Origin of the sequence: Variovorax defluvii (assembly GCF_039541515.1) — a bacterium.
In the GTDB taxonomy this organism is placed as follows: Bacteria; Pseudomonadota; Gammaproteobacteria; order Burkholderiales; family Burkholderiaceae_C; genus Variovorax; species Variovorax defluvii.
The window spans coordinates 454-11,458 of the sequence record NZ_BAABGJ010000036.1 but is presented as its reverse complement, the minus strand read 5'-3'; the positions used below and the strand labels follow the sequence as shown (position 1 = coordinate 11,458).

Genomic DNA, 11,005 nt, shown 5'->3' with positions numbered 1-11,005 from the left:
GCCGCGGGCCTGGGCTGCGGGCTGCTCTTCGGGCTGATCAACGGCGTGCTGATCGCCTTCCTCAAGCTGCCGCCCTTCATCGTGACCCTGGGCTCGCTCACCGCGGTGCGCGGCATCGCGCGGCTGATCGGCAACGACGGCACCGTCTTCAACCCGCAACTGCCCTTCGCCTTCATCGGCAACGGCGACGTGCTCGGGGTGCCCTGGCTGGTGATCATCGCCTTCGCGGTGGTGGCCCTGTCCTGGTTCATCCTGCGCCGCACGGTGCTGGGCCTGAACATCTACTCCGTCGGCGGCAACCCCGAAGCCGCGCGCCTGGCCGGCATCAAGGTCTGGGCCGTGCTGCTCTTCGTGTACTGCGCCTCGGGGCTGCTGTCCGGCCTGGGCGGCGTGATGGCCTCGGCGCGGCTGTATGCGGCCAACGGGCTGCAGCTGGGGGCCTCCTATGAACTGGACGCCATCGCAGCCGTGATCCTGGGCGGCACCAGCTTCGTGGGCGGCACCGGCTCGATCCTGGGCACGCTGGTCGGCGCGCTGATCATCGCGGTGCTGACCAACGGCCTGATCCTGATGGGCGTGTCCGACATCTGGCAGTACATCGTCAAGGGCCTGGTGATCATCGGCGCGGTCGCGCTGGACCGCTACCGCCGCAAGGGCTCCGCAAGGACCTGAGTTCTCCCCCAGGCTGTGCGCACTTCGTGTCGCTCCGCCAACCCCCTCTCCGGGGGCAACACCAGCGGCCCGGCAAAGCCGGTTCCGCGAAGGATGTTGCTCTCCCCCAGGCTGTGCGCACTTCGTGTCGCTCCGCCAACCCCCTCTCCGGGGGCAACACCAGCGGCCCGGCAAAGCCGGTTCCGCGGTGTTCCCCGAAAGCGCTTCCACCTCAGCAACCCACCTAGGAGACTTTTCATGCGCAAATCCATGCTCGCCCTGGCCGTGTTGGGCTCGCTGCTCGGCGCCTGCGCCGCGCAGGCCCAGAACAAGCAGATCAACAGCGTCGGCATCACGCTCGGCTCGATGGGCAACCCCTTCTTCGTCTCGCTGGCCAAGGGCGCCGAGGCCAAGGCCAGGCAGTTCAATCCCAACGTCAAGGTCACGGCGCTGTCGGCGGACTACGACCTGAACAAGCAGTTCTCTCAGATCGACGGCTTCATCGCCGCCGGCGTGAACCTGATCCTGGTCAATGCGGTCGATGCCAAGGCGATCGAGCCGGCACTGGTGAAGGCGAAGAAGGCCGGCATCACGGTGGTGGGCGTGGACGTGGCGGCCAACGGCGCCGACGCCACCGTGCAGACCAACAACGTGCAGGCCGGCGAGATCGCCTGCCAGTACATCGTCGACAAGCTCGGCGGCAAGGGCAACGTGATCATCCAGAACGGCCCGCAGGTCTCGGCCGTGGTCGACCGGGTCAACGGCTGCAAGTCGGTGCTCAAGAAGAGCCCGGACATCAAGGTCCTGTCGGACGACCAGGACGCCAAGGGCTCGCGCGAGGGCGGCCTGAACGTGATGCAGAACCACCTCACGCGCTTCCCGAAGGTGGATGCGGTGTTCGCCATCAACGACCCCCAGGCCATCGGCGCCGACCTGGCGGCCAGGCAGCTCAACCGCAAGAACATCATCATCACCTCGGTCGACGGCGCCCCCGACATCGAGACCGCGCTCAAGAGCGACACCCAGGTGCAGGCTTCGGCCAGTCAAGACCCGTACATGATCGCGCAGAAGGCGGTGGAAATCGGCCAGGACATCATGAACGGCAAGAAGCCGGCCAATCCGATGACGCTGTTGCCTTCGACCTTGATCACGCGCGCCAACGTCAAGGACTACAAGGGATGGCAAGCTCCGAGATGAGCTCTTCACCGTGCCGCAACGGCCGCCTCCAGCCGCTGCATGCGCCACGCACACAGGCTGCCCACCCCCGACAGCAGCGTCGCCACCCCGAACATCACCACGTAGCCGAAGCGCTGTGCGATCGCCCCGCCCGCCAGCACGCCCAGCACCCCGCCGAAGCCGTAGCCGATCACGGTGAAGAGCGCCTGCCCGCGCCCGCGCAGCCGCCCGGGGAAGTGGCGCGACACCATCGCGACGCAGGTGGTGTGGTGCGCGGCGAAGGACAGCGCGTGCAGCAGTTGCGCCACGGCCAGCGCCCACACCCAGGGCCCGCAGCCGGCGGTGATGCCCATGCGCAGCACCGCGGCAACGCCGCAGATCAGCAGCCAGCGCGGCATGGCGAAACGGCCCAGCAGGCGCCCCTGCAGGAAGAACCAGCCCACCTCGGCCGCCACCGACAGCGCCCACAGAAGGCCGATCACGCCCTTGCCGTAGCCCAGCGAGTCCAGGTACAGGGAGAGGAAGCCATAGACCGCGAAATGCGCCATCACGTGGAAGAACAGCGAGGCGAAGAACCAGCGCACCGCCGGCCGGCGCAGCACGGGACCGACCGGCTCCCTCTGCGCCGCGTGGGCCAGCGGCGGATCGCGCATGTCGGGCAGGCGCAAGGTCGCGATGAGCACGATGGCCAGGGTGCCGCCCGCCCACGCCGGGAAATGGCCCATGCCGAAGCGCTCGAACCATTCGCCGGCGACGAAGACGGTCACCAGGAAGCCGGCCGAACCCCACAGCCGGATGCGCCCGTAGCGACCCCAGTCGCCCGCCACCAGGTGGGCCATGGCCGCCTCGGTGAGCGACATCATCGAACTGGTGTGCGTGAACATCACCAGCAGCACCAGCCCCAGCCACCAGGCGCCGCCGTTCCACCACAGGCCCAGCGAGGCCACCATCGCCACGCCCGCGCTGATGCGCAGCAGCAGCACGCGCTGGCCGGTGTGGTCGCTCAATGCGCCCCACGCATAGGGTGCGAAGACCCGGGTGATCGACTGCACCGAGGTCAGCAGGCTGATGACGAAGATCGGCAGCCCCAGGTCCTTGAGCCAGAGCGGCAGGTAGGGGTTGAAGAAACCGATGTGGGCGAAGTAGCTCGCCGACAAAACCGCGAAGGCCAGCAGATGGCCGCGACCACCCGCGACTGTCGCCGTCACTAGAGAAAGGACGCCTGCGGCGACGTTCCCTCGGCCGCGGACTGCCCCGGATCGGGCGCGCCGATCACGTCGCCGCACTGGGCGCGGTTGCGCAATGCATGCTCCATCACCACCAGCGCCAGCATGGCCTCGGCGATGGGCGTGGCGCGGATGCCGACGCAGGGGTCGTGCCGGCCCTTGGTGACGACCTCGACCGGCTGATTGTGGATGTCGATGGACTGGCGCGGGCTGATGATCGAGCTGGTGGGCTTGATCGCGATGCTCACGTCCAGGTCCTGCCCGGTCGTGATGCCGCCGAGCACGCCGCCGGCGTTGTTGGTCTCGAAGCCGCCGGGCGTGATCGAGTCGCCATGCACGGTGCCGCGCTGCGCCACGCTGGCGAAGCCGGCGCCGATCTCCACGCCCTTGACGGCGTTGATGCCCATCATGGCCCAGGCGATGTCGGCGTCCATCTTGTCGAAGAGCGGTTCGCCCAGGCCCACCGGCACCTTCGACGCGGTGACGCGGATGCGCGCGCCGCAGGAGTCGCCGGCCTTGCGCAGCGCGTCCATGTACTCCTCCAGGCGCGACACGTCGGCCACGGGCGCGAAGAAGGGATTGTTCGGCACGTGCTCCCAGCTCTCGAAGGGGATCTCGATCCCGCCGATCTGCGCCATGCAGCCGCGGAAAACGGTGCCGTAGTGCTCGAAGAGCCACTTCTTGGCGACCGCGCCGGCCGCCACCATGGGGGCCGTCAGCCGCGCCGAGGAGCGGCCACCGCCGCGCGGGTCGCGGATGCCGTACTTCTTCCAGTAGGTGAAGTCGGCATGGCCAGGTCGGAATTGCTGGGCGATCTGCCCGTAGTCCTTGCTGCGCTGGTCGGTGTTCTGGATCAGCAGCGCGATCGGCGTGCCGGTGGTGCGGCCCTCGTAGACGCCGGAGAGGATCTGCACCGCATCGGGCTCGTTGCGCTGGGTCACATGGCGGCTGGTGCCGGGACGCCGGCGGTCCAGGTCGCCCTGGATGTCGGCCTCGCTGAGGGCCATGCCGGGCGGACAGCCGTCGATGACGCAGCCGATCGCGGGACCATGGGATTCGCCGAAGTTGGTCACCGCGAACAGGGTGCCGAAAGTGTTGCCGCTCATGGGCGGCGATTATCCCAGCATGGCGTCAGGCTTGGCCGGCCAAGGGGCTGATGGCGCGGTGCTCGGATGCCCTCGCCCGCGCCCTGGGCATGACAAGTCCGTCCGCCCTTTCGCGAACGTGCAGAAATTTCAGTCTTTCTCGAACCTACAGCAATTCGGCCCGAGAATCGGCCGATGCCTACCGACACCCTGCCTCCGCTCAGCCGCCAGTTCATCGCCCACTTCGGAGAGATGGGCAGCAAGTGGGGGATCAACCGCACCGTCGGCCAGATCTATGCGCTGATCTTCATCTCCCGGCGCGCGCTCAATGCCGACGAGATCGCGGAGGCGCTGGAGTTCTCGCGCTCGAACGTGAGCATGGGACTCAAGGAGCTGCAGGGCTGGCGCCTGGTGCAACTGCGCCACCAGCCCGGCGACCGGCGCGAGTACTTCGAGGCGCCTTCCGACGTTTGGGAGATCTTCCGCGTGCTGGCCGAGGAACGCCGGCGCCGCGAGATCGAGCCCACCCTGTCGATGTTGCGCATGGCCCTGTTGGAGAAGCCCGGCAGCGACGAGGAACGCCATGCCCAGCGGCGCATGCGCGAGATGTACGAGCTGATCGACCGGCTCATGAAGTGGTTCGACGACGTGCAGCGCCTTGCGCCCGAGACCGCCATGCAGCTCATGGGCATGGGCTCCACGGTGACGAAGGTGCTCGAGCTCAAGGACAAACTGACCGGAAGCCGCGCCAGGAAGCCGGGCTGAGCGGACTCGCTCAAAGACCGAAGCGCCGGACCAGATCCTCGAAACCGGCCACCGCGCCGTGCTGCGCCTGCCGCAGGCCCGACTCGTCCACCACCGTGCGTCGCAGCCGGTGGACGAAGTCGCGCCAGCGCGCCGCCACCTTTTCCTCGCTCCCGGCCAGGTAGCGCAGCGCGTGCGGCGCCAGGCGCTCGCGCAGCCGGCGGTGGAGAACGGCGCCGCCGAGCTGCGAGCCCTCGACCACATAGGCCAGTCCCCAGGCAAAGCCCGGTGTCTCGCTGTCGCCGGCGCGCCGGCCAGTCGCCACCGGCACGTCGGCCGGCCCTGCATCGCCGGCCTGGGCCAGGTCCTGCTCGAGGTCCGCCAGCTTCGCATCGACATGCCGCGCCACCGCGTCCAGCGCAGGACCGTGGCCCGCCAGCGCCTCGCGCAGCCCGAGCAGCCATGGCCGAAGCACGCGCAGGTGCGCCACGTAGTCGTGCAGCGAGGCATCGGCGCGGGCGATCGGCAGGCGCGCATCGAGCCGCGTGTGCAAAGCCGAAGTGGCGCTGCGCAGCGACATCAGCACGTCGAACTTCAGCGGCGCTGCGCCGGGCGGCCGGGCGAATTCTTCAAGCATGCTCGATCAGGTCCTTGACGCGCTGCGCCAGCACCTGCAATTCGAAGGGCTTGCTGAGCACGTGCATGCCGGGCTCCAGGTGGCCATTGCCGAGCACCGCGTTCTCGGCATAGCCGGTGATGAACAGCACCTTCAGGCCCGGCCTCGCCATGCGCGCGGCATCGGCCACCTGGCGTCCGTTCATTCCGCCGGGAAGCCCGACGTCGCTGACCAGCAGGTCGATGCGTTCGTCGGACTGCAGCAGCCGCAAAGCCTCGATGCCGTCGCCGGCCTCCAGCGTCGTGTAGCCCAGCCCCTGCATGACCTCGACGATCAGCATGCGCAGCGCCGCTTCGTCGTCCACCACGAGCACCGTGTCGCCCTGGTGGGCCCGCGGGCTCGGCGGGCTCAGCATGCGGCGCTCCTCCGGCTCCGCGTCGCGCAGATCGCGGGGCAGGTAGATGCTCACCGTGGTGCCCTGCCCCGGCTCCGAGTAGATGCGAACCTGCCCGCCCGACTGCTTGGCAAAGCCGTAGACCATGGACAGCCCGAGCCCGGTCCCCATCCCGATCGGCTTGGTGGTGTAGAAGGGATCGAAGGCGCGCGCGGCCACGTCGGAACTCATGCCCACGCCGGTGTCGCTCACGCTCAGCGACACGTATTGGCCCGGCGCCAGGTCGCGTCCGGCCGCCGTGCGCGCGTCGATCCACCGGTTGGCCGTCTCGATGGTCAGGCGCCCGCCTTCCGGCATGGCGTCGCGCGCGTTGATGCACAGGTTGAGCAGCGCGCTCTCCAGCTGGCTCGGGTCCGCGTGCACGTTCCACACGCCAACCGCGGAAACGACCTCCAGCGAGACCTGCGGCCCCATCGTGCGGCGAATCAGCTCCTCCATGTCGCCGACCAGGCGGTTGGGGTTGAGCGGCTTGGGCTCCAGCGTCTGGCGGCGCGAGAAGGCCAGCAGCCGGTGCGTGAGCGAGGAGGCCCGCTTGACGGCCCCCTGCGCCACGCCGACGTAGCGGTCCATCTCGGCGGCACGCCCCTCGAAGCCGCGCCGGCGCATCAGCTCCAGGCTGCCGGAGATGGCGGCCAGCAGGTTGTTGAAGTCGTGCGCCAGCCCGCCGGTCAGTTGGCCGACCGCCTCCAGCTTCTGGCTCTGGCGCAGTTGCTCGCGTGCCGATTCGAGTTCCGCGCTGCGCTCCTTCTGCTGCGTGATGTCGCGCGCCACCGTGTAGAACAAGCCGTTGTCGGGCACGGCGATCCAGGAGAGCCAGCGGTAGTCTCCATCGCGCGTGCGGCAGCGGTTCTCGAAGCCGCGCACGCGCCGGCCTTCGGACAGGCGCCGCATCTGCAGCTCCGTGGCGTCCACGTCCTCGGGGTGAACGAACTGGTGAAAGGGTGTGGTGCACAGCTCCTGGGGCGTCCAGCCCAGCACCGACTCCCAGGCCGGGTTGACGCTTTCGAAATGGCCCTTGGCGCTGGCCACGCCCAGCAGATCCTCGCTGAGCGCCCAGATGCGGTCGCGTTCGCGCGTGCGCTCTTCCACCTGGCGTGCCAGGGACTCGGCGAAGGCCTGCAGCTCGATCTGCGCCTCGCGCCGGGCGATCGCCGTGCGCACGCGCTCGCCGACCTCGCGCACGTAGGCCAGCTCGTCCTCCGACCAGGGGCGCAGCGAGCCGTGGTTGAGGTACAGCAGCGCCACCAGGCCCCGACGCTCGGTCAGGGGCATGTTCACGACGGCGCGCGCGCTGATGGCTTCCAGCGCCTGCGCGTTGGCGCGCGTGCGCGGGTCCTCGCGCGCGTCCGCGAAGGCAACGGTGACGCCGCGCCGCAGGTCTTCGATGTACGAGCCGTAGTCGCGGAAGTTGAGCTGCCCGGCCAGGCTGGCCACGCCGGGCGCGCACCAATCGCGCTCGATGGTGATGGTCTCGGCCACCTTGTTGACCAGGCCATAGCCGGCGCGGTCGACCTTCAGCAGCCGGCCCAGCATCTCGGACGCGACGTAGGCAATCTCGCTGGGATCGTCCAGGTCGCGGATGCGGTCGCCGAGTTCGATCAGCGCCAGCCGCCGCCGCTCCGCCTCGGCGAAGGCCTGGTTGGCGGCGCGCAGCTTGCGTTGGGCCGCATCCCGCGCGCGCCGGTCGGCGACCTCGGCCAGGGCGCGCTCGAGCACCACCGGCAAGCGGGCCAGCCGGCCCTTGCTGACATAGTCGGTGGCGCCGCGCTTGAGCAGCTCGACGGCGTTGTCCTCGCCGATCACGCCGGAAACGAAGATGAAGGGAGTCCCCGGCGCCAGGCGCCTGGCGACATCCAGCGCCTGGGCGCCCGAGAAGCCCGGCAGTTCGTAATCGGAGAGCACCAGTGACGGCGACTCCCGGGCCAGGGCGGCGACGAAATCGTCTTCCGTGTTGACGACGGTGGTCTGCGCATGCGGCTGCGCGAGCCGCACGGCTTCCACCAGCAACTCAGCGTCGAAGCGGGAGTCCTCCAGGATCAGGATCCGCAGGACCTGCGCCGATCCCGTGTCATCCTGCTCAGGAATCATGGCGCCTGGCTTTGAGCGAGCCGGGCGGCGGCTCGTTGAGGACCGCCCAGAACACGCCGAGGTCTGCGATCGCGGAGACGAACTGTTCGAATACCACCGGCTTCACCACGTAGGCGTTCACGCCCAGCTCGTAGCTCTTGACCACGTCGGACTCCTCCTGCGAGGAGGTCAGCATGACGACCGGGATGCTGCGCAGTGCCGGATCGGCGCGAACTTCTTTCAGCACCTCCAGTCCGGTGATCTTGGGCAGCTTCAGGTCCAGCAGGATGACGGCCGGGTTGCCAGTCCCCCTCTGCGCATGGTCGTTTTCGCGCCGCAGGTAGTCGAGCGCCTGCGCGCCATCGCGCAAGACCACGACGTCGTTGGCCAGCTGGCTGCGCTCCAGCGCGATCAGTGTCAGTTCCAGGTCTCGCTTGTCGTCCTCGACCAGCAGGATCGGCTTGAGCATTTCTTCATTCTCCGGATTCAGGGGGGACGACAGGCGCGGGTGGCAGCACGAAGCCGACGATGGCTCCTGAACCCGCCTCGCCGCGGGCCCAGACCTCGCCGCCGTGGCGCTCGACGATGCGCTTGACGTTGGCCAGGCCGATGCCGGTACCTTCGAACTCTTCGGCTGCATGAAGGCGCTGGAAAACACCGAAGAGCTTGTCGGCGTACTTCATCTGAAAGCCGACGCCGTTGTCCTCCACCTCCAGCCCCTCGCCTCCCGGCCTTCGCACGCCGCGCACGGTGATGCGGGCCGGATCGCGGCCCCGCGAATACTTGAGGGCGTTCGACAGCAGGTTGCGCACGGCCACCTGCAGCAGCAGCGCATCGGCATGCAGGACGGGCAGCGCGGGATCGATGTTCCATTCGATCCGGCGCTCGCGCTCGTTGCGCGACAGCTCGCGCACCAGGTCGGCGACCAGTAACGAGCTGTCCACCGCGCGCCGCTTGAGCGAGGCCCGGCCCATGCGCGAAAAGTCGAGCAGCGCATCGACCAATTGCCCGGCGAAAGCCGAGGCCTCCCGCACGTGCTCGAGATAGCGCAGCGAGCGCTCCGACAACTGCTTGCCCTCCTGGCTCACGACCAGGTCCACGTAGCCGGCGATGTGGCGCATGGGCGCGCGCAGGTCGTGCGAGACGGTGTAGGAAAAGGCCTCCAGCTCCTTGTTCACGCGGCCCAGTTCGGCGGCCACCGCCGCCAGTTCCTCGGCACGCCGAAGCACGATGCCGATCAACGCCTGCCGCAGCTCCCCGGCCGCGCCCAGCTCCGCATCGGACCACCGCGTCGAGCGGCCACGGATGTGCTCCACCCAGCTGTCGAAGCTGTGGCGCGGATGAATGCGCCCGTCTTCCGCGATGGCGGTCTTGCGCGGCTCGCCCGCCCAGGTGACGGTCTGCACGATTTCCGGCCGGAACCACAGTATCAGGTGCCGGTGCACCTGCGAGATCGAGATCGCCAGCACGCCCGCGGCCCGGGCCGGGTAGGCACGCGCGGGCGCGAAATGCGCGCCGAGGCAGTCGCTGTGATAGACCTCGGCCCCCATGCCGACGATCCACTCCGCCAGCGCGAGCACCTGCGCGTCGTCCGGCGTGTCGCCCACGCTCCAGACCTCGTCGTTCAGCACCACGGCCGCGCCGGCCGCTCGCGCCATGCGCAGCAGCGGCGAGGCCTCCGACACCAGCCGCTGCAGCGTCGCATCGCTGTCGGCGAGCTGGGCGACGATCTCCAGCGTGAGCTTGCGCAGCTCCAGGCGCTCGCCGACCAGGGTGTTGGACGCCTTCGACTGGATCTGAAGCGCCAGCAGTTCCCCGAGGTGCTCGCAGGCCCGGCGCGTCGGAATGCTCAGGTGCCGAGGCGCGTGGTCATGGCAGGAGATCAGGCCCCAGAGCCGCCCTTCGATCACGATCGACACCGAGGCCGAGGCGAGCGTGCCCATGTTGCGCATGTACTCGAGGTGGATCGGCGAGACGCTGCGCAGATGCGACTGCGACAGGTCGATGTCGCGTGCTCCGAGCGCCGGGTCGGTGGACTGCAGCGGCACGGGTTGGTAGTTCGCGTCCGCGATCAGGCGGAAGCGATTGAGCAGATACAGCTCGCGCGCCTGCTGCGGAATGTCGGAGGCCGGGAAATGATGCCCGGCGTAACTGTCGTAGCCCGGATCGAGGACCTGCGCCAACACCTCGCCATGCCCGGCCTCGTCGAAGCGGTACAGCAGGCAACGGCCGAAGCCGGTGAGGCGCTTCATCTCCGCCACGGCGAGTTCGGTCAGCGCCTCGACGGAGGCGGCCTGCTGCAGCTGCGGCAGGAACAGGCGCATCAGCGAGTAAATTGGCGCTTCGTCGCCGTCGGCAGGCCGCGCCGGTTCGTACTCGGCGATCAGGTGCTTCGCGGTGCGGTGGGCCGCAGCGTCGAACACGCGCTGGCCGATCCGGACGGCGCCGAGGGACTGGGCTGCCCCGCCCACCGGCAGCTCGCCGAGGTCGCGGGTGCGCATCGACGCTGCGGCCTCCTCCAACTCCGCCGGCGCCCAGTTCGAGCTGAAGGCGGCGACGCGCAGCGTGTCGGGATCGAGAACCAGCATGCGGCCATGCGGCTGGATGGCGCCCGGCACCCGGATCGGCTCGCGATCGCAGGCGGACAGGTCGGGTGACGCGGGCTCAGGGGCCCTGTGGCCCGGCAGGGGGCGGTTACTGGAAGTCGGGGTTCTCAAGATGGGCACCGATCTTGCCAGACCGCCGGGGGCCTTCGCGTGGGCCTTCTCCTACTTCGCTTGCCGGAAGTTGCCTCGCTCGTGTCGCTTCATCGGGGTTATTTGGCTCAGACTGCGATGTTTGCCTACGCAACGTCCGTGGGGCTCATCGATTTGACTCTGGACACATGCTGTTTCGCTGGCTTTTCCTCTGGGGAGGGGTGGGCCTTTGTTTTGGCCTTGCTGGTTGTGTGGCGCAGGAGCCGGGAATTCGCCCCGGCGGGCGAGTC

General features: G+C 68.9%; 9 protein-coding genes. 3 read left to right on the top strand and 6 right to left on the bottom strand.

What is annotated here, in order from left to right; translation table 11 throughout:
* A partial coding sequence (locus ABEA07_RS15725; RefSeq protein ID WP_345538987.1) for an ABC transporter permease subunit occupies window positions 1–672 on the top strand: 672 nt, incomplete at its 5' end.
* 237 nt (window positions 673–909) lie between these two features.
* Window positions 910–1,848 (top strand): ABC transporter substrate-binding protein, encoded by a 939-nt coding sequence (locus ABEA07_RS15720; protein ID WP_345538985.1) that lies wholly within the window; start codon window positions 910–912, stop codon window positions 1,846–1,848.
* A 5-nt stretch (window positions 1,849–1,853) separates the two neighbouring features.
* On the opposite strand, the gene ABEA07_RS15715 is transcribed toward ABEA07_RS15720, so the two are convergent.
* Both ABEA07_RS15715 and aroC read right to left on the bottom strand, forming a co-directional pair.
* Window positions 1,854–3,035 (bottom strand): MFS transporter, encoded by a 1,182-nt coding sequence (locus tag ABEA07_RS15715; protein ID WP_345538984.1) that lies wholly within the window; start codon window positions 3,033–3,035, stop codon window positions 1,854–1,856.
* On the bottom strand, window positions 3,035–4,159 hold the full coding sequence (gene aroC, locus ABEA07_RS15710) for a chorismate synthase (RefSeq protein WP_345538983.1): 1,125 nt from the start codon (window positions 4,157–4,159) through the stop codon (window positions 3,035–3,037). The genes ABEA07_RS15715 and aroC overlap by 1 nt, the downstream gene beginning before the upstream one ends.
* A gap of 174 nt (window positions 4,160–4,333) precedes the next feature.
* On the opposite strand from aroC, the gene ABEA07_RS15705 reads away from it, so the two are divergent.
* Window positions 4,334–4,903, top strand: coding sequence for a GbsR/MarR family transcriptional regulator (locus ABEA07_RS15705; RefSeq protein ID WP_345538982.1), 570 nt, complete (start codon window positions 4,334–4,336; stop codon window positions 4,901–4,903).
* A gap of 10 nt (window positions 4,904–4,913) precedes the next feature.
* On the opposite strand, the gene ABEA07_RS15700 is transcribed toward ABEA07_RS15705, so the two are convergent.
* Genes ABEA07_RS15700 through ABEA07_RS15685 form a run of 4 tightly spaced genes read right to left on the bottom strand, consistent with a single transcriptional unit; the run spans window position 4,914 to window position 10,745 of the window.
* Entirely contained in the window at window positions 4,914–5,519 is a 606-nt protein-coding gene (locus ABEA07_RS15700; RefSeq protein WP_345538981.1) for a biliverdin-producing heme oxygenase, read from the bottom strand.
* Window positions 5,512–8,040 carry a response regulator gene (locus tag ABEA07_RS15695; RefSeq protein ID WP_345538980.1) on the bottom strand — a complete coding sequence of 843 codons (2,529 nt, stop codon included), beginning with the start codon at window positions 8,038–8,040 and terminating at the stop codon, window positions 5,512–5,514. The genes ABEA07_RS15700 and ABEA07_RS15695 overlap by 8 nt, the downstream gene beginning before the upstream one ends.
* A complete protein-coding gene (locus ABEA07_RS15690) occupies window positions 8,030–8,488 on the bottom strand; it encodes a response regulator (protein ID WP_345538978.1) in 459 nt (152 codons plus the stop codon). The genes ABEA07_RS15695 and ABEA07_RS15690 overlap by 11 nt, the downstream gene beginning before the upstream one ends.
* Before the next feature lie 4 nt (window positions 8,489–8,492).
* The gene (locus ABEA07_RS15685) at window positions 8,493–10,745 is read right to left on the bottom strand and encodes an ATP-binding protein (RefSeq protein ID WP_345538977.1); all 2,253 of its coding nucleotides are present in this window, start codon (window positions 10,743–10,745) and stop codon (window positions 8,493–8,495) included.
* Window positions 10,746–11,005: the final 260 nt, after the last annotated feature.

Bases quoted from the DNA above. Each gene is read 5' to 3' on its own strand.
- ABEA07_RS15695 (WP_345538980.1), bottom strand. From the start codon at position 8,040: ATGATTCCTGAGCAGGATGACACGGGATCGGCGCAGGTCCTGCGGATC.
- ABEA07_RS15700 (WP_345538981.1), bottom strand. From the start codon at position 5,519: ATGCTTGAAGAATTCGCCCGGCCGCCCGGCGCAGCGCCGCTGAAGTTC.
- ABEA07_RS15720 (WP_345538985.1), top strand. From the start codon at position 910: ATGCGCAAATCCATGCTCGCCCTGGCCGTGTTGGGCTCGCTGCTCGGC.
- ABEA07_RS15705 (WP_345538982.1), top strand. From the start codon at position 4,334: ATGCCTACCGACACCCTGCCTCCGCTCAGCCGCCAGTTCATCGCCCAC.
- aroC (WP_345538983.1), bottom strand. From the start codon at position 4,159: ATGAGCGGCAACACTTTCGGCACCCTGTTCGCGGTGACCAACTTCGGC.
- ABEA07_RS15690 (WP_345538978.1), bottom strand. From the start codon at position 8,488: ATGCTCAAGCCGATCCTGCTGGTCGAGGACGACAAGCGAGACCTGGAA.